The 20,701-nt window shown below is 64.0% G+C and carries 16 protein-coding genes, 4 tRNA genes and 7 pseudogenes; 8 read left to right on the forward strand and 19 right to left on the reverse strand.

Annotation, left to right across the window (positions count from 1 at the left end; all coding sequences use genetic code 11):
* Nucleotides 1–15 precede the first annotated feature (15 nt).
* From G6N41_RS26250 to G6N41_RS26260, 3 genes are all read right to left on the reverse strand, one after another.
* A tRNA-Phe gene (locus tag G6N41_RS26250) sits at nucleotides 16–92 on the reverse strand.
* A gap of 30 nt (nucleotides 93–122) precedes the next feature.
* Nucleotides 123–196, reverse strand: a tRNA-Asp gene (locus G6N41_RS26255).
* A 38-nt stretch (nucleotides 197–234) separates the two neighbouring features.
* Nucleotides 235–307: transfer RNA gene (locus tag G6N41_RS26260), tRNA-Glu, on the reverse strand.
* 123 nt (nucleotides 308–430) lie between these two features.
* On the opposite strand from G6N41_RS26260, the gene G6N41_RS26265 reads away from it, so the two are divergent.
* Together G6N41_RS26265 and G6N41_RS26270 are read left to right on the forward strand one after the other, a co-directional pair.
* Nucleotides 431–503, forward strand: a tRNA-Lys gene (locus tag G6N41_RS26265).
* 204 nt (nucleotides 504–707) lie between these two features.
* Entirely contained in the window at nucleotides 708–1,520 is an 813-nt protein-coding gene (locus tag G6N41_RS26270; RefSeq protein WP_020730787.1) for a TIGR04255 family protein, read from the forward strand.
* A 17-nt stretch (nucleotides 1,521–1,537) separates the two neighbouring features.
* On the opposite strand, the gene G6N41_RS26275 is transcribed toward G6N41_RS26270, so the two are convergent.
* Nucleotides 1,538–2,443 carry an SAM-dependent methyltransferase gene (locus tag G6N41_RS26275; RefSeq protein WP_198966102.1) on the reverse strand — a complete coding sequence of 302 codons (906 nt, stop codon included), beginning with the start codon at nucleotides 2,441–2,443 and terminating at the stop codon, nucleotides 1,538–1,540.
* 93 nt (nucleotides 2,444–2,536) lie between these two features.
* Here G6N41_RS26275 and G6N41_RS26280 point away from each other — a divergent pair, with 93 nt between their 5' ends.
* A complete protein-coding gene (locus tag G6N41_RS26280; protein WP_198966103.1) occupies nucleotides 2,537–3,037 on the forward strand; it encodes a nucleoside deaminase in 501 nt (166 codons plus the stop codon).
* A gap of 46 nt (nucleotides 3,038–3,083) precedes the next feature.
* Nucleotides 3,084–3,955 (forward strand): annotated as a pseudogene (locus G6N41_RS26285) (IS5 family transposase).
* An 8-nt stretch (nucleotides 3,956–3,963) separates the two neighbouring features.
* On the opposite strand, the pseudogene G6N41_RS29845 reads toward G6N41_RS26285, so the two are convergent.
* From G6N41_RS29845 to G6N41_RS26305, 4 genes and pseudogenes are all read right to left on the reverse strand, one after another.
* Nucleotides 3,964–4,570: pseudogene (locus G6N41_RS29845) on the reverse strand (AMP-binding protein); the annotation flags it as partial.
* Between the two features lie 150 nt (nucleotides 4,571–4,720).
* The gene (locus tag G6N41_RS26295) at nucleotides 4,721–5,320 is read right to left on the reverse strand and encodes a chorismate--pyruvate lyase family protein (protein WP_198965673.1); all 600 of its coding nucleotides are present in this window, start codon (nucleotides 5,318–5,320) and stop codon (nucleotides 4,721–4,723) included.
* 47 nt (nucleotides 5,321–5,367) lie between these two features.
* Nucleotides 5,368–6,339 (reverse strand): thioesterase domain-containing protein, encoded by a 972-nt coding sequence (locus G6N41_RS26300; RefSeq protein WP_198965674.1) that lies wholly within the window; start codon nucleotides 6,337–6,339, stop codon nucleotides 5,368–5,370.
* Nucleotides 6,293–7,167, reverse strand: a pseudogene (locus G6N41_RS26305) (IS5 family transposase). Before G6N41_RS26305 ends, G6N41_RS26300 begins: the two are co-directional and overlap by 47 nt.
* A gap of 49 nt (nucleotides 7,168–7,216) precedes the next feature.
* On the opposite strand from G6N41_RS26305, the pseudogene G6N41_RS26310 reads away from it, so the two are divergent.
* A pseudogene (locus G6N41_RS26310) lies at nucleotides 7,217–8,455 on the forward strand (flavin monoamine oxidase family protein); the annotation flags it as partial.
* On the opposite strand, the gene G6N41_RS26315 reads toward G6N41_RS26310, so the two are convergent.
* Entirely contained in the window at nucleotides 8,450–9,430 is a 981-nt protein-coding gene (locus G6N41_RS26315) for an alpha/beta fold hydrolase (protein WP_198966104.1), read from the reverse strand. The pseudogene G6N41_RS26310 and the gene G6N41_RS26315 sit on opposite strands and share 6 nt — an antisense overlap.
* 229 nt (nucleotides 9,431–9,659) lie before the next feature.
* Between G6N41_RS26315 and G6N41_RS26320 the strand changes: the two genes are divergently transcribed.
* Together G6N41_RS26320 and G6N41_RS30220 are read left to right on the forward strand one after the other, a co-directional pair.
* Entirely contained in the window at nucleotides 9,660–10,697 is a 1,038-nt protein-coding gene (locus G6N41_RS26320; protein WP_336280893.1) for a flavin monoamine oxidase family protein, read from the forward strand.
* Nucleotides 10,594–10,983: an FAD-dependent oxidoreductase gene (locus tag G6N41_RS30220; RefSeq protein WP_336280895.1), complete on the forward strand. Its 390-nt coding sequence runs from the start codon at nucleotides 10,594–10,596 to the stop codon at nucleotides 10,981–10,983. Before G6N41_RS26320 ends, G6N41_RS30220 begins: the two co-directional genes overlap by 104 nt.
* 10 nt (nucleotides 10,984–10,993) lie before the next feature.
* On the opposite strand, the gene G6N41_RS26325 is transcribed toward G6N41_RS30220, so the two are convergent.
* The 7 genes and pseudogenes from G6N41_RS26325 to G6N41_RS26355 all read right to left on the reverse strand — a co-directional run bounded on the left by G6N41_RS26325 (nucleotide 10,994) and on the right by G6N41_RS26355 (nucleotide 15,731).
* Entirely contained in the window at nucleotides 10,994–11,398 is a 405-nt protein-coding gene (locus tag G6N41_RS26325; protein ID WP_198966105.1) for a nuclear transport factor 2 family protein, read from the reverse strand.
* A 36-nt stretch (nucleotides 11,399–11,434) separates the two neighbouring features.
* A complete protein-coding gene (locus G6N41_RS26330; RefSeq protein WP_198968079.1) occupies nucleotides 11,435–11,845 on the reverse strand; it encodes a hypothetical protein in 411 nt (136 codons plus the stop codon).
* A 108-nt stretch (nucleotides 11,846–11,953) separates the two neighbouring features.
* Nucleotides 11,954–12,825, reverse strand: a pseudogene (locus G6N41_RS26335) (IS5 family transposase).
* A 51-nt stretch (nucleotides 12,826–12,876) separates the two neighbouring features.
* A pseudogene (locus G6N41_RS26340) lies at nucleotides 12,877–14,039 on the reverse strand (IS3 family transposase); the annotation flags it as partial.
* Nucleotides 14,040–14,086: 47 nt separating this feature from the next.
* Entirely contained in the window at nucleotides 14,087–14,830 is a 744-nt protein-coding gene (locus G6N41_RS26345; protein WP_198966106.1) for a DUF2652 domain-containing protein, read from the reverse strand.
* Between the two features lie 70 nt (nucleotides 14,831–14,900).
* Nucleotides 14,901–15,134 (reverse strand): hypothetical protein, encoded by a 234-nt coding sequence (locus tag G6N41_RS26350; RefSeq protein WP_020732209.1) that lies wholly within the window; start codon nucleotides 15,132–15,134, stop codon nucleotides 14,901–14,903.
* Nucleotides 15,135–15,263: 129 nt separating this feature from the next.
* Nucleotides 15,264–15,731: a DUF5994 family protein gene (locus G6N41_RS26355; RefSeq protein WP_231608724.1), complete on the reverse strand. Its 468-nt coding sequence runs from the start codon at nucleotides 15,729–15,731 to the stop codon at nucleotides 15,264–15,266.
* A gap of 459 nt (nucleotides 15,732–16,190) precedes the next feature.
* On the opposite strand from G6N41_RS26355, the pseudogene G6N41_RS26360 reads away from it, so the two are divergent.
* Nucleotides 16,191–17,061 (forward strand): annotated as a pseudogene (locus G6N41_RS26360) (IS5 family transposase).
* Nucleotides 17,062–17,071: 10 nt separating this feature from the next.
* Here the strand turns inward: G6N41_RS26360 and G6N41_RS26365 are convergent.
* The 3 genes from G6N41_RS26365 to prpD are packed head-to-tail and all read right to left on the reverse strand — an operon-like array spanning nucleotide 17,072 to nucleotide 20,636.
* Nucleotides 17,072–18,217 carry a bifunctional 2-methylcitrate synthase/citrate synthase gene (locus tag G6N41_RS26365; protein WP_198966107.1) on the reverse strand — a complete coding sequence of 382 codons (1,146 nt, stop codon included), beginning with the start codon at nucleotides 18,215–18,217 and terminating at the stop codon, nucleotides 17,072–17,074.
* Complete coding sequence (prpB, locus tag G6N41_RS26370) at nucleotides 18,214–19,131, reverse strand: methylisocitrate lyase (protein ID WP_198966108.1); 918 nt, start codon at nucleotides 19,129–19,131, stop codon at nucleotides 18,214–18,216. Before prpB ends, G6N41_RS26365 begins: the two co-directional genes overlap by 4 nt.
* Entirely contained in the window at nucleotides 19,131–20,636 is a 1,506-nt protein-coding gene (prpD, locus tag G6N41_RS26375; protein ID WP_198966109.1) for a 2-methylcitrate dehydratase PrpD, read from the reverse strand. The genes prpB and prpD overlap by 1 nt, the downstream gene beginning before the upstream one ends.
* Nucleotides 20,637–20,701 lie beyond the last annotated feature (65 nt).

Genomic DNA, 20,701 nt, shown 5'->3' on the forward strand with positions numbered 1-20,701 from the left:
CAAGCAGGTCAAACCTGGTGGCCAGGGGCGGGATCGAACCGCCGACCTTCCGCTTTTCAGGCGGACGCTCGTACCGACTGAGCTACCTGGCCCCAAGGCAGCATGTGCCTCGCCGTAATCGGCGACCCTGACGGGACTCGAACCCGCGACCTCCGCCGTGACAGGGCGGCGCGCTAACCAACTGCGCCACAGGGCCTTGCTGTACTGCTTCGCTCCGCGTTACCGCGTCGCGTGTACCCCCAACGGGATTCGAACCCGTGCTACCGCCGTGAAAGGGCGGCGTCCTAGGCCACTAGACGATGGGGGCCCGAACCGAATCACTCCGGGGCACTCGCAACGTGGTTCGTTGGAAGCCTCGCTAGCTTAGGTCACCACAGGGCCAATCCTCAAACGAGCCCCCATTTCGGACCCAGTATCCTTGATCTCCGCAGCCCCTATAGCTCAGTTGGTAGAGCTACGGACTTTTAATCCGCAGGTCCTAGGTTCGAGTCCTAGTGGGGGCACTCAAACGGGCCGTGAACTCGGCCGATTCCCTGCGCGGGATCGGTCGTTTCACGGAGCCGGCCGATCCCGAGGCGGGCCACAGGCGCGAATCGACCGGGTTCGATCCGCGGCCGATGAGAGTGGGCACGATCACTTCACAGTTTCGACCAAGTCCAGCCTTGAGCGGCGTTTAGAACCCGCCAGCGCTTGGTTATGCTCCGGCTATGCTTCCCGAGATGAATCCCGATGGAGTCCAACCCAACGCACCCGTTGCTCTGGTGACCGCGGAAATTCGGCACCCGGCAACGGATTCGCTCACCGAATCAAGCAGCCGCGAACTCAAGCACCTTCTCATCAACGACTTGCCGATCGAACGTCAAGCCCAAGACGTGAGTTGGGGCATGACGGCTCCCGGCGCCGCACCCACGCCCGTGGCGGACCGTTTCGTGCGCTACGGCAATCGGGACAACACGGTTTCCGCGTCGCTGAAGAACCAGGCGATCGTCGTCGAGACCAGCGCTTACAGCAGTTTCGACAATTTCTGCGACATCCTGCTGCGGGTCGCGGACGCGCGGGCGCAGGTGTCGTCCATCGTCGGGGTGGAGCGCATCGGCTTGCGGTACGTCCTCGAAATCCGGGTTCCCGCCGGTGTCGATGGCCGCATCGCGTGGAACAACTGGATCGATGAGCAGCTTCTCGGTCCGCAACGCATCGCTCCGGGCGGGCTGTCCATGGCCGAGTGGCAGGGCGCCGCGGTCTATCGGGAGGCGCAGCCCGGCAAGTCACTCATCCTGCGGTACGGCCCGGGCATGGGCCAGGCCCTCGATGCGAACTACCACCTGCGTCGCGTCACCGCGGCCCAGACCGGACCGTTCTTCCTGATGGACATCGACAGCTTCTGGACGCCGCTCGGCTCGATTCCCGAGTTCAACCGGGATGCGCTCGTTTCGACCCTGCAGGACCTCTACGGTCCCGCGCGGGAGGTCTTCCAAGACCTGATCACCCCGCGCCTCAGGGATGAACTGCTGCGCTCCTAGCGCCGGCTGCGCAGCCTTTAGCGCCCGAGCACCGCGCTGGTGTAGGTGATGTCGGCGAACACGGCGGCGATGTCATCGTCGGGATAGTCCAAGCCATTGGCCGCGTGTAGCTCCTTGGCGGTGCGGGACGCGCTCTGCCAGCCGTCGCGGGCTAGATGGTCGATGACGTGGCTGCGCTGACCGTGGTAGACGAGGTCGTTGAAGTCGATCTCGAACCCCAGTTCGCTCATCCGGGCATGGTGCGAACGCCACCGCTCGTCGTTGAAAACCGCCGTGTCGGGGACAAACTCGAAGGCCAGCTGGCTGCCCGTAGCGCTGAGCGCGGTGATGTTGTCAAACAACGCGTCTTGGGCGTCATCGGGTAGGTAGACGAGCAGGCCTTCGGCGCTCCATGCCGAGGGCACGTCCTTGTCGAATCCGGCGGCCTGCAGCGCGGCCGCCCAATCGTCACGCAGATCGACCGCAACCGTGCGGCGTTCGGCGGTCGGCTCGGCCCCAAGATCGGCCAGCATGAGGGTCTTGAACTCGATCACCTCTGGCATGTCGACCTCATAGACGACGGTGCCCGCCGGCCAGCCCAGCCGATAGGCGCGCGCATCCAGGCCGGACGCCAGGATCACCACCTGGGAAATCCCGCTTCGGGTGGCCTCCACGAAGAACTGGTCGTAGAACCTGGTCCGGCAGGCCATCGCCTCGGCCATCCGGGCCGGATCGAATCCAGACTCCACATCAACCGGAATCTGTCCGTTCACCAGCCGGGTGTAGACGTCGATGCCGACCGCACGCACCAGCGGGGCCGCGTACGGGTCATCGATCAGCGCGTACTGCGGGTCGGCAGCCAGCGCGCGCTGGGCGGCGACCATCGTCGCCGTCGCACCGACACTTGTCGCAAGGTCCCAACGATCCCGGTCGGTACGCACCATGCCGCTCCTTCGTCCCCAAACCCGGAAAAGAATATAGATAGTCTAGTTAGTATCACAGGCTGCGCCGATTGCGCCCGGTCTAGGCTGACAAGTGTGACCGACTTCGCTCAGCGCGCCATAGATCTCGCCCGCCAAAACGTGGCCGAAGGCGGCCGACCATTCGCGACGGTCATCGTCAAAGACGGCCAGGTGCTCGCCGAGAGCGCCAACAAGGTGGCCCAGACCAACGACCCCACCGCCTACGCCGAGATCCTCGCCATCCGCGCAGCGTGCACCAAGCTGGGAAACGAGCAGCTGTTCGGGACCACCTTCTACGTGCTGGCGCACCCATGCCCGATATGCCTGGGTTCACTCTACTACTGCTCCCCCGACGAAGTCATCTTTTTGACCACCCGCGACATCTACGAGCAGTACTACGTCGACGACCGCAAGTACTTCGAGCTGGCGACCTTCTACGACGAGTTCGCCAAGGCCTGGCAGGACCGCCGCCTGCCGATGCGCTACGACCCGCGCCCCTCAGCCGTGAACGTCTACCGGTTCTGGCAGGAGCTCAACGGCGGGAAGCGCGCGGCGGCCCCCGACTCGGCCGTCTAGGGCGTGTCTGCTTAATGTGAATGGTGTTTTGGCTGATGCTGTTTGGGTGATGCGGACGCATGCGATTTCTGATGATTTGTGGTCGCTGATCGTGGCGGTGTTGCCTGCGGGGCGGCGGCGTGGCCGGCCGTGGAACGATCATCGACGTACTCTGGAGGGCATTATCTGGCGTTACCGTACGGGATCTCCGTGGTGTGACCTGCCCGAGCACTTCGGTCCCTGGCAATCGGTGGCCGAGAGGCATCTACGCTGGTCGGTCGATGGCATCTACGCGCGGATCTTCGCGGCGATCGCCTCTGACCTCGACGCCGAGGACGCCGACCTGGGCGCACTGTTGTCGGTCGATTCGACCAGTGTGCGCGCCCACCGACACGCAGCCGGAGCGCGCCCGGGCGCCGCACAGGGGATCTGTCGAATTACAAGAAATATCTCGATGAGCCCGATGACCACGCCATTGGGCGTTCCCGCGGCGGGCTGACTACCAAGATCCACGCCTTGACCGACCAGCTGTGCAGTCCGGTCACCCTGGCACTGTCGGCCGGTCAAGCCGGTGATAATCCGATGCTTTGGCCATTGCTGGCCGCCCGGCGCAGCAACTCATACGCCCCGTTTCGCCTGCTGGCAGACAAGGCGTACTCCCATGACTCGACGCGGGCACAGCTGCGCCGGCTCAAGATCGCCCATACCATCCCCGAGCGCAGCGACCAGATCACCCGCCGCAAAGCTAAAGGCCGCAACAGAGGACGGCCTCCGGGGTTCTCAGGCCGAATCTACAAGCACCGCAACACCGTCGAGCGAAGCTTCAACCGGCTCAAACACTGGCGCGCGGTCGCCACCTGCTACGACAAATACGCCCTGCCCTACCTCGGCGGTGCCACCCTGGCCGCCATCATCACCTACCACCGCGTCCGCAATTAGCAGACAGGACCTAGAGCATAGGCGAAATACATGCGCGCGATGCTTAGCCCGACGTCGTCGGGGGTGAGCCGTAATGCATTGCGACACATGGCGTCGATGAATGCCCACACGTCGCCGTGCCGATGCAGCGCTGCCTTGGGGGCGCCGGTGGTACCGGACGTATAGGTGCCGTAGGCAGGGCATCGCCGGTCAACGGCTCGTAGGCCGCCGGTTTGGCCTGGTTGGCTTGCGCCCACAGCTCCCCCGGATCCACGATGCCGGACCGCGCAAACCTGTCGCGCAGAGCATCAGTGGTCACCATAAGTGCCGGCTGCGTGTCCTGCTCCTGGAATGTATGGTCGTCGGGGCGCAGCTCCGGATTCGAAATGAACGCCACAATCCCCCGAGCCAGACAGGCCAGCAGTAACTGCACCAAATCGGTTGAGTCCGGGAGGCACAGCAGGACACGGTCGCCAGTGCGCAGACCCGGGAACCAAACACGTTGCCGAGGCGCGCAGCACCCTCATGGATTTGGGCGTGGGTCACAATGTTCGGCGCGTAGTATGCCGGCGATGCCGACCATTCTGACGCCAATGCTTGGTTGGCAAGCAGCCACGCTAGATTGTTATTTCGCATGCAGAATGAACGCGTCCTGACTCGCCACTATGAACACATTCGTTTCCCCGCATGGCGCAGGGATGCAGGCCCTTGCCTTAAGGCAGACCTACACGTAGAGAAAGTTGGAACTTCCTACAGTCGGGTTGGTGCCGATGCCGCCGCTTCAAGTCACTGTTTGGGCCTTGGTGCCGTTATGGGTCGAATGTCCTTGTTGATCGCGATGTCGTTGTTGAGACAGCAGATGAATATCTCCGGAAGGAAATGCTCCGTGATGACTATCGCCGGTTGACCCGAGATGATGATCGTGTATCGGCGGGCGAGGGCTTGATGCTGTGAGATTCCGTATTCCGGAGCCACGATCCACTCCGGCAACTCGCCGATCCAGACTTCCGGCGCTTCCTTGAAGAACTCAATGCGACTCGCCACCAGCAACTCGCCAATCGGACGGTCCGTGTTCACCAGGCTTTCTATGAGCTCGGGCGGGACTCGATCGACGACGATCGAAGTCTCTGCGGCTACGAATGAGCTCCCAGAATACCTGCCCTTGAGCACTACATTGCGCAGCAGAGTTCGGCCTTTGGGCAACTGTCCGCGGTCCGGCGGAGTCGGCGCGTCGGGCAGAATCTCCTGATCGATGTTCTCGATGACGATTTCATCGGCGGTGACGATATTGAGAATCCTGGTGAGAGTGCCATTTGTCGTGACCAGTATTCGGAGGTTTCGGTTCAGTCCTTGTATCTCTTCATCCGACAAATAGCGGCGGTTCATTGGTCGTGCCTCCAGTCTCAGGGCGAGTCGGTCCTATTGCCGTTCAACTAACGCAGGTAGATAGCGATCCGCTCTGCGAATAATTGCAGTGATTCGATGTTCAACATCGCCTCGTGTGTGCAATAGATGGGATATTCCGTGATATCGCCGGCAACGTATTGCCGCCAACTATCTGCGAGTGATCGGCCGCCGCTGTCCCGCTTGGCGGAGAAGACAATCATGTCACCGTCAAATACATCCGGGACATGCTTCAATCTCATTGATTGATTGGCGTTCATGTTGTCAAGCATGACTTCTACAATCCGCCTGGGCGGGAGCGAGAACTCGACCGGTGTGCGTTGGTTGAGTAGTGCTTCTGCCTGCTGATAGGTAAGGGGCCGCGGGTGTTCCGCGATATCGATTCCCGCAGCGACCAAGATCAGTTCCAGGACATCGCTTTCGGATGCTGGCTCGGCAACACTGTCGGCGCTATCGACCTCGCCGGCCGCGTCCAGAACGATGAGCCGGCCGACCTCGCATCCTCGCCGGCGGAGCTCAACGGCAATCTCATGGGCGACCACGCCCCCCATGGACCAACCGAGAGGGTTGTAGGGGCCATCAGGGTGATGCGCCTGAATCATGTCGACATAGCGTCGTGCCATATCCCCAACCGATCCGGGTTCTACTTCCTGATCTGACGGAACTTGTTGAATGCCGATGATCGGACAGTCCAGATAGGCGCCCAGATTCCGATATATCCAACTGAGCCCGCCACCAGGCGGCAGGCAAAACAGCGGCGTTCCAGCGCCCTGCTTGAGCAGCTCAACGGGAGCCAATTCGACTGAGCTGTAGGGTGATTCCACCTGTCTGCTGAGGCTTTCAACAGTTGGAGCCTCGAACATCAGCCGCACTGGCAGATCCACACCCAGAAACTTCTCGATCGCGGACGACACCCGCATCGCCAGGATGCTGTTGCCGCCTAGGTCCTGTCTGCTAATTGCGGACGCGGTGGTAGGTGATGATGGCGGCCAGGGTGGCACCGCCGAGGTAGGGCAGGGCGTATTTGTCGTAGCAGGTGGCGACCGCGCGCCAGTGTTTGAGCCGGTTGAAGCTTCGCTCGACGGTGTTGCGGTGCTTGTAGATTCGGCCTGAGAACCCCGGAGGCCGTCCTCTGTTGCGGCCTTTAGCTTTGCGGCGGGTGATCTGGTCGCTGCGCTCGGGGATGGTATGGGCGATCTTGAGCCGGCGCAGCTGTGCCCGCGTCGAGTCATGGGAGTACGCCTTGTCCGCCAGCAGGCGAAACGGGGCGTATGAGTTGCTGCGCCGGGCGGCCAGCAATGGCCAAAGCATCGGATTATCACCGGCTTGACCGGCCGACAGTGCCAGGGTGACCGGACTGCACAGCTGGTCGGTCAAGGCGTGGATCTTGGTAGTCAGCCCGCCGCGGGAACGCCCAATGGCGTGGTCATCGGGCTCATCGAGATATTTCTTGTAATTCGACAGATCCCCCCTGTGCGGCGCCCGGGGCGCGCTCCGGCTGCGTGTTGGTGGGCGCGCACACTGGTCGAATCGACCGACAACAGTGCGCCCAGGTCGGCGTCCTCGGCGTCGAGGTCAGAGGCGATCGCCGCGAAGATCCGCGCGTAGATGCCATCGACCGACCAGCGTAGATGCCTCTCGGCCACCGATTGCCAGGGACCGAAGTGCTCGGGCAGGTCACACCACGGAGATCCCGTACGGTAACGCCAGATAATGCCCTCCAGAGTACGTCGATGATCGTTCCACGGCCGGCCACGCCGCCGCCCCGCAGGCAACACCGCCACGATCAGCGACCACAAATCATCAGAAATCGCATGCGTCCGCATCACCCAAACAGCATCAGCCAAAACACCATTCACATTAAGCAGACACGCCCTAGAAGGTCGCGATCGCGTTGGCGGCCGCTCTTTCACCGGCTCCATCGCCGGATTGCCGGCGGATATGGGCGGCTCGTTCGTTGGCCCCACCCAGGACGCGGTCCTGGCGCTGGCCGCCGAGTAGGGTGTTCCCACCGTTCCGACCTTCCACGACGGCAAGAACGTGATCCGCTGGCGCGGCGGGGTCCGCCCCTACAGCGGCACCATTCCCAGACTTTCGCTGACGGGGCTGCTCGACATCGCGCGGCTACGCTGGCAATTCGAGAGGCTCGCCCGCAGCATCCCGATATCGGCTCCCTGGGCTGCGAACCGGGCCGCCGACCTCGACGGTGTCTCGCTGCGGCAATGGTTGAGATCGGTTCGCGCTTCTGCGTCCTCGCACGACCTGATGGCGATCATGGCCCGGGTGACCTGGGGGTGCGAGCCCGACGACGTGTCCATGCTGCACGCGGCCCGCTACGTGCGGGCCGCCGGCGGGCTGGACCGGTTGCTCGATGTGGAAAACGGGTCCCAGCAGGAGCTCATCCCCGGCGGCACCCAGCAGATCGCCGAACTGGCCGCGGCCGAACTGGGCACCCATGTCGTGCTGGACGCACCCGTTCGTCGCATCGACCGACACGGTGCCGGTGTGACCGTCACCTCCGATCAAGGCCAGGCCGAGGCGGGCTTCGTCATTGTCGCGATTCCGCCCGCGCATCGCGCCGCCATCGAGTTCAATCCCCCGCTGCCCACCGGGTACCAGGAACTCGCCGACAACTGGCCGCAGGGCCGGTTGAGCAAGGCCTACGCGGCGTATTCGACGCCGTTTTGGCGCGTCAACGGTTTCACCGGGCACTCGTTGTCAGACATGGGCCCCGTTTTCATCACCTTCGATGCCAGTCCGCACGACGACGGTCCCGGCATTCTGATGGGCTTCGTCGATGCCCGTGAATTCGACTCGCTGTCTGCCGAACGGCGTCGCGACCGGACGCTGCGCTGTTTCGCCTCGCTGTTCGGAGATGAAGCGCTCGAGCCCCTCGACTACGTCGATTACTGCTGGGGCACAGAACAATTCGCGCCAGGAGGACCCACCGCCGCGGAGCCGCCAGAGTCGTGGACCAGATACGGCCAGTTATTGCGAAAACCGGTCGGGCCGATTCACTGGGCCGGTACCGAGACCGCAGACGAATGGACCGGCTACTTCGACGGGGCGGTCAGATCGGGCCAACGCGCTGCCGCGGAGGTCGCCGCCCTGCTATGAGCTGATGCGGGCCCGGGGGCGGCCGCCGACCGAATCGACGAGTGCCCGCAAGTGCCGGTTCACCTCGTGGTGCTGTTCCAGCATCGAGCAATGCCCGCCCGGCAATTCGACCAAATCGAAGACGTTGGGCGCAGTGCTTGCGATCTTGCGGGCCTGGCTGATCGGCGTGAGCCGATCACGCTCGCTGCCGATCACCAGCGTCGGCACCGTCAAACCGTCCAGACTGATGTGGCGCGATCCGACCTCGCCGACCAGCATCCGCGCGCAGCCGCCGCGGCCCGCCGCTGACGTCTGCACGAACAGTTCGTAGAGCAGTCGTGCCGCGGTTGGATGGGCGTCGGCCCCGACCGCCATCATCGCGATCAAGTACTGGGTGGGAATCCGGACTGCGCTCGGGAGCGGAAACCCGCCGAACGCGTTGATCAGGCCCCGGCCGGCAAAGTCTCGAGCCACCGACAATTCCCGCGGCACCGACAGCATTCTGATCTTGCGCAGCAAGTCGCCGGTGGCGGTGTTGATCAATGCGACGGCGTCGGCACGCCGATGCACCTTGTGCCGGTAGCGCTCGGACCAAGCTGAGATGGCGATGCCGCCCATCGAATGTCCGGCGATCAGCGCCCGCTCGTGCGGGGCCAACGTCGCATCCAATACCGAATCCAGTTCGGAGGCAAGGTGTTCGAGGGTGTAGCCGCCGCGCCGCGGGATGCCGCTGCGCCCGTGACCGCGATGGTCGAAAGCAATCACCCGGTAGTCGGTCGCCAGGTCGGCGATCTGGTAGGCCCAGGCCCGGATGGAGCAGACGAAACCATGCGTCAACACGATCGGGTAGCCATCGGCCGGCCCGAAGAACTGGGTGTGCAGTGCGGTGCCGTCCGCCGCGCGGACGGTCAGGCTGCGGCTCGGGGGTAGGACGTCCGGCAATGCAGCGGGCGCCTTGGTATGCGCCTTGCCGTCGGTGGCCTTCCGAGCACTCATCGCCGCTCCCCCTTCAACGCGGCCCCGTTGCCGCCTTCTGGATGGGCGCAAGTTTACATGAGCGCAATGTGCCGCCGGTCACAATCCCCGAACACGGTCCGATAACGACCCCCGGGCCGCGGACCGGCCGCGATCGGGTGAAGTGTGAGACGCTGACGACGTGTCCCGGGTACCCCGCAGGAAATTCCTGGCGGCGACAGCGGGCCTGAGCTGCGGCGCCGCTGCCGGGTTGGGCGCCGGATGCGCGTCGGATCGCGCGGCCCGGCCGAGCGCCCCCGCAACGCCGGCGGATAAAACGGATACGCGGTCGATTCTGGTCATCGGCGCCGGGATGGCCGGTCTGGGCGCCGCGCGTGCACTTGCCGATTCCGGATGGCCGGTGCGGCTGATCGAGGCCCGCGATCGGGTCGGCGGCCGGGTCAATACCGTCCGAGACTGGGGCGTGCCGCTGGAAATGGGCGCCTCCTGGATCCACGGCACGACCGACAATCCGCTCCTCGAGCTGGCCGGCCAAGTCGAGGCACGGCTTGCGCCAACCGACTATGACACCCCGGCCAAGCTGGCGGTTGACCCACGCCTCGCGCCGATCAGCTACGACGACGACACCTGGCGGCGGATGGTGGCCCAGGCTCGCCGCGATGTCGACGACGGGAGTCTGGCCGCGGCGCTGGACGATCAGGACGCCCGGGACGACCTGTCCGACCGGGAGCGCGCCGAGTTGGCCTACTACGTCAACACCGTGATCGAAGACGAGTACGCCGCCGACGCGGATCAGCTCTCCGCGACGACTTACGACCAGGGCACGTATTCGAGCGGGCCACAGGTCGTCATCACCAGCGGCTACGACGCATTGCCGCGGCGCCTCGCCGACGGGCTGCCGATCGTCTTCGGCACGAAGGTCGATTCCATTGTGCACAAGGATGACTCGGTGTTGCTGCGGGCGGCGGACCGAACATTCCAGGGGCCCGCGGCAATAGTCACCGCCCCAGTGGGCGTCCTGAAATCCGGCGCCATCACCTTTGATCCTCCTCTGTCCGATGACCACCGTCGCGCCATAGCCGCGTTGGGATTTGGCGTCCTGTCCAAGAGCTACTTCCGGTTCGACAGACGCACCTGGGATGCGGACAACGCCTTCTACCAGTTCCTCGGCCCCCCCGGGCAGCATGTGGTCACAGTGGCTTACCCTGCCGGCCGCCGCGGGCCCGATTGTGCTGGCCTTCAACGCCGGCCGTCGTGGCCGGCACGTGGAGTCCTGCTCCCCCAGTGAGTTGATGTCTGGCGCGCTACCGATCGCCCGGCAGCTGTTCGGCAACGACATCGCCCCCGCCGAGGTCCGATCGTCGGGTTGGAGCACCGATCCCCTTGCCCTCGGCTCGTATTCCTTTCACGCACCGGGATCCGGTCTCGACGATCGCCGCCAGCTGCAGGAACCGATCAGCGATCGGCTCTACCTGGCCGGTGAGGCCGTGGGGGTCGACAATCCCGCCACCGTGCACGGAGCGCTGATCAGCGGCCGATCCGCGGCCGCCGAGTTGATGCGCCAGCTGCAGTGACGACGCCACGCTAGGCCCAAAACCTGGCGCTTTCAGCGGTTTTCGCGTCGACCATGTGGAGTTCTGCGATCTGTCCGCGCACGACCCGCAACAAGTGGGCCGCGTAGTTGTGCAGGTCTTGGAGCTGGTCACTGTCGCCCTTACGGGCACGGACCTCGACCATGACCAAGACACGATCGGTATCGACGGGCTGGGGCGGCTGGGTCAACTCGACCCGGAACTGCGCCGCATCCAGATCCATTGCCGCGATACGGCGCAGATAGTCTTCGCGTCCGTTGACTACGTCCGCACCGCCATCGGCGTTGGTGATGTGCGCAATCAGGTCGGCGGCGAGCAGACCTCGCATCGCGCCAAAGTCCGCCGCCGAGAACGCCGCAATGAAGTCCCGGGCGACCGCCGCAGGTTCAGGCCTCATCCCCCACCGCCCGATCGGTGGTCGCTGGCGCGCGCATCAGGTCGTCGCGGTGCTACCGGATGAGCCGATCAGTAGTCTTCGAGCGCGGCCACGTTGCGCCAACTCGGCCATGTTGTCTCCCAGATTCGGTGGATGCGGCCGTCTCGGTATGCTGCGATGAGTATGACTTCGATTCGCGTCGGCTTTTCCCCGGGCCGCGATGTGGTGATCCACACGCGTCCGGCGACCCGGTCGGGGGGCTTGCACCCACGCGTCCTCGTCGTATTCGATCGCGTAGCTGATGGCGCTCGCATAGATCTTGCGGTGCCCCTCGCTGAACTCGGCGAATTCCTGGCGCAGCCCGTCGGAATACATCACGAAATCGGGGTCGTAGTAATGCCCGATCAACTCGGCGTTCTTGGCAACGACCATCTTCTCGAACATCTCACGAAGCAGCGCAATCGACACCCCGTGATCCTAGCCAGGCTCGGGTGGGCTTACGACGGCGGCGCCACGTCAGGCCGCCGACAGTCGGGTCTGCTGCACAGATAGGTGACAGCGGTTAGGTCCTGTCTGCTAATTGCGGACGCGGTGGTAGGTGATGATGGCGGCCAGGGTGACACCGCCGAGGTAGGTCAGGGCGTATTTGTCGTAGCAGGTGGCGACCGCGCGCCAGTGTTTGAGCCGGTTGAAGCTTCGCTCGACGGTGTTGCGGTGCTTGTAGATTCGGCCTGAGAACCCCGGAGGCCGTCCTCTGTTGCGGCCTTTGGCTTTGCGGCGGGTGATCTGGTCGCTGCGCTCGGGGATGGTATGGGCGATCTTGAGCCGGCGCAGCTGTGCCCGCGTCGAGTCATAGGAGTACGCCTTGTCCGCCAGCAGGTGAAACGGGGCGTATGAGTTGCTGCACCGGGCGGCCAGCAATGGCCAAAGCATCGGATTATCACCGGCTTGACCGGCCGACAGTGCCAGGGTGACCGGACTGCACAGCTGGTCGGTCAAGGCGTGGATCTTGGTAGTCAGCCCGCCGCGGGAACGCCCAATGGCGTGGTCATCGGGCTCATCGAGATATTTCTTGTAATTCGACAGATCCCCCTGTGCGGCGCCCGGGGCGCTCCGGCTGCGTGTTGGTGGGCGCGCACACTGGTCGAATCGACCGACAACAGTGCGCCCAGGTCGGCGTCCTCGGCGTCGAGGTCAGAGGCGATCGCCGCGAAGATCCGCGCGTAGATGCCATCGACCGACCAGCGTAGATGCCTCTCGGCCACCGATTGCCAGGGACCGAAGTGCTCGGGCAGGTCACGCCACGGAGATCCCGTACGGTAACGCCAGATAATGCCCTCCAGAGTACGTCGATGATCGTTCCACGGCCGGCCACGCCGCCGCCCCGCAGGCAACACCGCCACGATCAGCGACCACAAATCATCAGAAATCGCATGCGTCCGCATCACCCAAACAGCATCAGCCAAAACACCATTCACATTAAGCAGACACGCCCTAGTCGCCTGTTCGGCGGTCTGGGTCATGATGGTCTCGAATTCGATGGGCGTCAATCGGCTGAGTGCTGTCTGACGGCGACGACGATGGTAGGTGCGTTCGATCCAGGTGATGATCGCGATCCTCAGCTGTTCGCGGGTGTCCCAGGTTCGGCGGTTCAGGACGTTTTTCTGCAGCAGCGAGAAGAAGGACTCCATGGCGGCGTTGTCGCCGGCCGAGCCCACTTGGCCAATCGAGCCAAGCATGCGGTGACGAAACAGGCTCTGCTGCAACTTCCTTGACCGAAATTGACTACCGCTGTCGCTGTGTAGCACACAGCCGGCCACCTTCGCGGCGCGGCGAGCAACCGCGGAATCGATTGCGGCAACAGCGATGGAGGATTCCATCCGCTCAGCCATCGAATAGCCGACGATGCGGTTGGACCACACGTCCTTGATCGCGCACAGGTAGAGCTTGCCTTCCCGGGTCGGGTGCTCGGTGATGTCGGACAGCCACAGCTGGTTGGGGCCCGCGGCGGTGAAGTCCCGGCGCACGAGATCGTCATGCGCCGGAGCCCCCACTTTGGCCTTCTTCCCGCGTTTCTTCTTGCCGAAGACGCTGAACCAGCCGTTGGCGCTGCAGATCCGCCACACCGTGCGCTCCGCTACACAGAACCCGGCGGCCTTGGCTTCATCGGCCAGAAACCGGTAGCCGAATTCCGGGTCGTCGCGGTGGGCGTCGAACAGGGCGTTGGCCAGATGCGCCCGGTTCCACTCGGTGTCGGTCACGGGTTGGTCGAGCCAGCGGTAGTAGGGCGCGCGAGCGATGTTGAGGACCCGGCACGTCACCGTGACGGGGATACCGTCGGCGGCCAACTCACGGACGAACGGGTAGATCATTTTCCCGGAAGATGCGCCTGCGAGAGATAGGCCGCCGCCCGACGCAGCACTTCATTTTCATGCTCTAGCAAACGAATTCGCTTACGCGCTTCCCTCAGTTCGGCTGATTCGCTGGTGGTCGTCCCGGCCCGCTTACCGTCGTCGACATCGGCCTTCTTCAGCCACCCGTACAGCGTCGTGTAGTGGATCCCGAAATCCGAGGCAATCTGCTCCAACGGAACCTCGGGATCACGGTTGCGGGCGACCCGGACAACGTCGTCGCGGAACTCCTGAGGGTACGGCTTAGACACAGTGACATCCTTCCAGCCCAGCCCCGCAGGACTAGACACATCAGATGTCACCTATTCATGCAGCAGACCCGTCCCTCGACTCGCCCGCGATCGAGGTTGCGGAAGCCCGCGCACGCCTGCTTGGCGCCCAGGATGAATGGCAGCGACTTCAGCTCGAACTTGAACATCTCCGAAAACCGGCTCACGAAACCGCGTTCGGGCACCACGGGGCGCACCTCGGCGGTGGCCAGATCGATGTAGTACGTCGGCGTTTGACCAATGCCTTCGAAATCGTGGGTCAGCGGCATCGAGAGGCCGCGTACCGACTCATCAAGGCATTCCGCAACGGACTCGGTCATCAGCACATACTCCGACACCGGCACCGAGTTTTTCAGCATCCGGTGCACCAGGATGACGTCGACACCGGCCAATTCAAGTCGGCGCTTGACCTTTTGCTCGGCAACCTCGCCCTCATGCGCGACGAACTTCAGCGACAGATCATCGAGCTGTGCGCAGCTCTTGCAGTCGCAGGAGATGTCCTTCTTGATCCGTTCCCGTCGTTCCATAAATGCTTGCCGCATGGCCGAGATACGTTCACAAACAACGACTTTCGCGTCTCCGCCGGGGGCCCAGAAGAATGCCGCGTCCCCCTCCAGCTTGGCAAGCTTGAGACCTTTGCCGGCGTCGATGACCGCCTCGAGCAGTTCGGCCACCGCCCACTGCGCGTGGGCCAGGTGCATCCGGTTCCAATTCATGTAGTTGGTGTATCCGCCGATGTCGGCGATGGCGAGCACAGCGCGACGAATGGCCATGAACTCCAGAGTTTAGTGACTCAATCCCGGTCGAGGTAGGGGCACTGGCAATCGGGTGATAACGGCTCCGTCACGACGCCTTGCCATATCGGCGAACCAATTGGTTCTCGCTACAGGTGCTCACGTGCTGCAGACCTCGGTCGTCGCTGCCAAAAAATGTCCACCGCTGCGGACTTCGCTGCGGCTCGCTGATCAGCTTGACCAGGAACGGAAGTTGTTCGTCGTCCATGGTGCCGATGGTGTCTCCGATCCGAATCTCGGATGGATGAACCTGTGGTGCATCACACCTGTCCTGCATGGCCATAGCACCCATCCTTTTCTCACTGCGCGCCAAAGGTGACGCGTTGCCGATACGGTCGCTCGGATTGGGCGGACCGGAGTCTGTGGTACCCGCACGTAAGCTCGCCGACGCCCCGGGGTTCGGGCGGATTGATCAATCGGGAATCGCTGGAGCAGCGGGGTCAGGTTCGCAATCGGGCGGATGTTGCCCACCCAAGGCGCTCTGTGCACGCGCGGCTCGCACCACGTCGTCGCTGGTCCGGAATTCCTGGGTGTCGCGTTCGATGGGCATGATGGGCAGCCGCGCGGCCGTGCGCAGGATCATCTTCGCCAGGCCAACCGAGGTTCTGCACGGTACGACCAGCAGGTTTGCCGAGGCCCGACTACCAGTGATCTTCATCAGCCGCTGGCGTCCGGCGGGCCGACCGGGTTCACCGCTCTTGAGCGGGTTCAGCGCGTCGAGATCCGGTGAGCCGTCCAGCGAAGACCAGTTGACACCTATCTCGATGATCTTGCCCAGGCGTGCGGACAGGGCGTCGACCAGCTCGGGCAATTCGCGCGATATCGAAGCTGTACGTGGCCACCATGCCCCGTCAAGGAGCGCACCCAGATCGATCGCCACGGCGACCCGCACCGGGCTGGCCAAGCGCCGAGCTGCCGCAGTTGTGCTCATGGCGTCAACAACGTCGCGCCTGCGACAGCACACTTTGTGCGGTCAAGACCTTGGCGCCCAATTTGCCGCGGCGAGATTGGCGACCAAGGAACGGGTACCGCCTCCCGTTTGTCCAGCCAAGACAATTGGCGATCCATCCGCGGTCCCTTCGCTTCGGGTAGACCCGGCACACGCATGTGAGGATCGACAAACAAAACCAAGCCCAGACTGGCGCTTTAGTAATGCACAAGCATCCCAGTCAGCCCTGGCTACTGGATTCATGATTGACGTTACACCGTCGCCAGCTGCGACAGCGCCGGTACCGGCATTGACGTGGTACGGCGCCGCAACGGTCACCCGCATTCGGCCGAACCGCCTAGGGCGCGTCTGCTTAATGTGAATGGTGTTTTGGCTGATGCTGTTTGGGCGATGCGGACGCATGCGATTTCTGATGATTTGTGGTCGCTGATCGTGGCGGTGTTGCCTGCGGGGCGGCGGCGTGGCCGGCCGTGGAACGATCATCGACGTACTCTGGAGGGCATTATCTGGCGTTACCGTACGGGATCTCCGTGGCGTGACCTGCCCGAGCACTTCGGTCCCTGGCAATCAGTGGCCGAGAGGCATCTACGCTGGTCGGTCGATGGCATCTACGCGCGGATCTTCGCGGCGATCGCCTCTGACCTCGACGCCGAGGACGCCGACCTGGGCGCACTGTTGTCGGTCGATTCGACCAGTGTGCGCGCCCACCAACACGCAGCCGGAGCGCGCCCCGGGCGCCGCACAGGGGGATCTGTCGAATTACAAGAAATATCTCCATGAGCCCGATGACCACGCCATTGGGCGTTCCCGCGGCGGGCTGACTACCAAGATCCACGCCTTGACCGACCAGCTGTGCAGTCCGGTCACCCTGGCACTGTCGGCCGGTCAAGCCGGTGATAATCCGATGCTTTGGCCATTGCTGGCCGCCCGGCGCAGCAACTCATACGCCCCGTTTCACCTGCTGGCGGACAAGGCGTACTCCCATGACTCGACGCGGGCACAGCTGCGCCGGCTCAAGATCGCCCACACCATCCCCGAGCGCAGCGACCAGATCACCCGCCGCAAAGCCAAAGGCCGCAACAGAGGACGGCCTCCGGGGTTCTCAGGCCGAATCTACAAGCACCGCAACACCGTCGAGCGAAGCTTCAACCGGCTCAAACACTGGCGCGCGGTCGCCACCCGCTACGACAAATACGCCCTGACCTACCTCGGCGGTGCCACCCTGGCCGCCATCATCACCTACCACCGCGTCCGCAATTAGCAGACAGGACCTAGCAACGTCTCTGTCGGGCGAATTTCAGCGTGCGTTGGGCCGGACCCACATATTCGCTGAGCGGACGGATCAACGCGTTGGACGCGGTCTGCTCCATGATGTGTGCGGTCCACCCGGTAATACGGCTCATCACGAAGATCGGGGTAAAGGAGCCGATATCGAATCCCATCAAGTGGTAGGCGGGACCGGTGGGAAAGTCCAGATTCGGCATGATTCCCGTGGCGGCGAGCATGTCCCGCTCCAAGACCTGGTAGATCTCCAGCCACCGCTGGCCATCATGCACGCCAGCCACCCGCTCGAGGGCGCGCTTCATGGTCGGGACCCGGGAATCGCCGTTGCGATACACCCGATGGCCAAAGCCCATCACCTTTTCCTTGCGGGCCAGCTTGCGCCGCAACCATTCCGATGCCTGGTCCGCCGAACCGATCTCGAGCATGTCGCGCATCACCGCTTCGTTTGCCCCGCCGTGCAGCGTCCCCTTGAGCGCACCGATCGCCGCCGCTACCGCGCTGTAGATGTCGGATCGGGTGGAGGTGACGACCCGGGCGGCGAACGTGGAAGCGTTGAAGCTGTGTTCGGCGTAGAGCACCAGGGATTGCTCGAAGGCATCCACAACCGCACTCTCGGGGACATCGCCGAAACACATGTGCAAGAAATTCTGCGCGTAACTCATGTGGCTGTGCGGCGCGATGGGCGACAACCCGCGCCGACGCCGCATATCGGCCGCAACGATGGTGGGCAGTACCGCAAACATCCGCAGCGACTTGGCGTAGTTGGACCTCGGGCTGCTGTCGTCCTCGTCGGGGTCTTCGGCCCCCAGGTAGCTGATCAATGTCCGCACCACGTCCATCGGATGGCAGGTATCGGGCAGTTTCGCCAACAGCGACAACATGGACCGGTTCAACCGGCGGGCGGCGCGCTCGCGCTGCATGAACAATGCCAGCTGCTGGTCGTCGGGAAGCTCGCCGTGCCACAGCAAGTAGGCCACCTGCTCGAAGCTGCATTGCTCAGCGAGGTCCTCAACCGGATATCCGCGATAGGTGAGCGAGTTGGTCTCGGCAACAACCTTGGAGATGGCGGTGTTGTCGACCACGACGCCGGCCAGGCCCTTACAGATTCGCGGTGTGTCGTCGAGGGTGCTCATGGCCGATCTCCTTGGCGGACGAAGTTGTAGATGCTGGAGTCGAACTGCTGGTAGTCGGCGTATCGCAGTAGCTCGTAGAGCCGGCTGCGCTGCTGCATGCGGTTCAGAAGTCCGGATTGAGTTCCCGCATCAGCGATTTCGCGAAGACCGGCCTCGACGGCGTACATGGCTAGTCGCAGGGTGGTCACCGGATAGATCACGACGTTGTAGCCGATCTCGCGGAGCTGATCGGTGCTCAGCAGCCCAGACTTTCCGAACTCGGTCATGTTGGCCAGCAACGGTGTATTCACAGCCGCGCGAAACTGTTCGAACTCCGCGGAGGTGCGCAGCGCCTCGGTGAAGATCAGGTCGGCGCCCGCGTCGGCGTAGGCCTTGGCCCGATCGATCGCAGCGGAGGGCCCTTCGACCGCTGCGGCGTCGGTGCGGGCGCAGACGATGAAATTGGGGTCGCGCCGCGCCGATACCGCGGCTCGCAGCCGACTGACCATCACGCCGACGGGCACCACCGCCTTGCCGTCCAGGTGCCCACACCGCTTGGGGTTGACTTGATCTTCCAGGTGGCAGCCGGCCAGCCCGGCATCTTCGAGCACGGCCACCGTGCGGGCCGCGCTCATCGGTTCACCGAAACCGGTGTCGGCATCGATGAAAGTGGGCAGCTCGCTGGCGGCCGCGATCTGCGCTCCCCGCGCGCTGATCTCGGTCAGGGTGGTCAAGCCGATGTCGGGCAACCCCAGGTCGGCCGAGAGCGCAGCACCGGATACGTACACCCCGTCGAAGCCGATCTCGGCGACCAATCGGGCCACGAGCGGCGAATAGGCTCCCGGGAATCGCAGCAGCCGGCCACTTTCCAACGCAGCGCGAAACCCGGTGCGCTTCTCGGTCGCCGACACCGCGGCGCCCAACACCGTTTTCATCACAAGATCCCGGGCGGAATCGTCGGGGACCGGTCCAGCACCCCCGCATCGGCGACCGGGTTGAGCCCACCCAGCGAGCCCGCCGGCAGGCTCGACAGGCCCTCGGCCGTCGAGAGGAACCGACGCTGCTCGGTTTCACCGATCACCCCGTCGGACAGGCCGAGGAACTTGGCCAAGTACTGCTTGCGCTCAAAAGGACGGGCCCCCAGCGGATGAGCGTCCGCGACGGCCAGCTCGTCGACGATCACCTGGCCAGTGTTGAGGGTGATTTCCGCGCGCGCACCGAATGCCTTTTCCGCCGGATCGGCGCTGTGGTAGCGCCGGGTCCACTCCGGATCTTCGACCGTGGAGATCTTGTGCCACAGCGCCACCGTGTCGGGTCGGTGCGCCCGCTGCGGCGCGTAGGAGCGCACATGATGCCAGCTGCCATCCTGCAAGGCGACCGCAAAGATGTACATCACCGAGTGGTCGAGGGTTTCCCGAGAGGCATCCGGGTCGAACTTTTGCGGGTCGTTGGAGCCGGTGCCTATCACCACGTGCGTGTGATGGCTGGTGTGCAGCACGATGGTCTCGATCTGGTCTGAGTCACCGATGCGCCCGCGCATCCGCCGGGCCAGATCGATGAGGGCCTGGCTCTGATATTCGGCCGAATGCTCTTTGGTGTAGCTGTCCAGAATGGCCCGCTTTGGTTCACCGCGGTCGGGCAGTGCGACGTGGTAGGTGTGCTCGGGGCCCGACAGTAGCCAGGCGATCACGCCGTCCTCGCCCTCCCAGATGGGCGCCGGCGCCCCTTCCCCACGCATCGCGCGGTCAACCGCTTCGATGGCGACCTTGCCCGCCCATGCGGGTGCGAACGCCTTCCAGCTGGAGATCAATCCCTTGCGCGACTGCCGGGTGGACGTCGTCAGGTGCAGGGCCTGGCCGACCGCGGAGTAGATGGTGTCGGGGTCCAGCCCGAGCATGGTGCCCAGCCCAGCCGCCACCGAGGGGCCCAGGTGTGCCACGTGGTCGATCTTGTGCTCGTGCAAGCAGATTCCGCGGACCAGGGCCATCTGGATCTCGTAGCCGGTGGCGATGCCTCGGATCAGGTCGGTGCCATCCAGGCCGAGGTGCTGGGCGACGGCGACCAAGGGTGCGATGTTGTCGCCCGGGTGGGAGTATTCGGCAGCCAGAAAGGTGTCATGAAAATCCAACTCGCGCACCGCGACTCCGTTGGCCCAGGCCGCCCACTCCGGCGCATGGTTCCCAGTGATACCGAAAACCTTTGCGCCCCTATCTGACCGCGGATACGCTCGTGCCTGCGCCCGGGCCACGGCCACCGGGCGGCGGGTGAGCGAGGCTGCCGACACCGCAGCGTTGTCGATGATCCGGTTGATCACCATCGCCTCGGTTTCGGCGGGCACCGCGACCGGGTCCGCCGCCACCTCGGCGATCTGGTAAGCCAGGTGTTCACGGCATGGGAAGTCTTCGGCGCTGCGCCTGGTTCGAACGTCATGCATCCGCATAAACCGCACAGTACGCAGCCACACATTCGGGGTAAATGCCCTATAAGCGCGTAATTTTGTGTCCT

The organism is Mycobacterium shottsii (assembly GCF_010728525.1).
GTDB classification, from domain to species: Bacteria; Actinomycetota; Actinomycetes; order Mycobacteriales; family Mycobacteriaceae; genus Mycobacterium; species Mycobacterium marinum.

Bases quoted from the DNA above. Each gene is read 5' to 3' on its own strand.
- G6N41_RS26270 (WP_020730787.1), top strand. From the start codon at position 708: ATGCTTCCCGAGATGAATCCCGATGGAGTCCAACCCAACGCACCCGTT.
- G6N41_RS26275 (WP_198966102.1), bottom strand. From the start codon at position 2,443: ATGGTGCGTACCGACCGGGATCGTTGGGACCTTGCGACAAGTGTCGGT.
- G6N41_RS26295 (WP_198965673.1), bottom strand. From the start codon at position 5,320: ATGAACCGCCGCTATTTGTCGGATGAAGAGATACAAGGACTGAACCGA.
- G6N41_RS26315 (WP_198966104.1), bottom strand. From the start codon at position 9,430: ATGAGTGCTCGGAAGGCCACCGACGGCAAGGCGCATACCAAGGCGCCC.
- G6N41_RS30220 (WP_336280895.1), top strand. From the start codon at position 10,594: ATGTGGTCACAGTGGCTTACCCTGCCGGCCGCCGCGGGCCCGATTGTG.
- G6N41_RS26325 (WP_198966105.1), bottom strand. From the start codon at position 11,398: ATGAGGCCTGAACCTGCGGCGGTCGCCCGGGACTTCATTGCGGCGTTC.
- G6N41_RS26345 (WP_198966106.1), bottom strand. From the start codon at position 14,830: ATGGCCATTCGTCGCGCTGTGCTCGCCATCGCCGACATCGGCGGATAC.
- G6N41_RS26350 (WP_020732209.1), bottom strand. From the start codon at position 15,134: ATGGCCATGCAGGACAGGTGTGATGCACCACAGGTTCATCCATCCGAG.
- G6N41_RS26365 (WP_198966107.1), bottom strand. From the start codon at position 18,217: ATGAGCACCCTCGACGACACACCGCGAATCTGTAAGGGCCTGGCCGGC.
- prpB (WP_198966108.1), bottom strand. From the start codon at position 19,131: ATGAAAACGGTGTTGGGCGCCGCGGTGTCGGCGACCGAGAAGCGCACC.
- prpD (WP_198966109.1), bottom strand. From the start codon at position 20,636: ATGCGGATGCATGACGTTCGAACCAGGCGCAGCGCCGAAGACTTCCCA.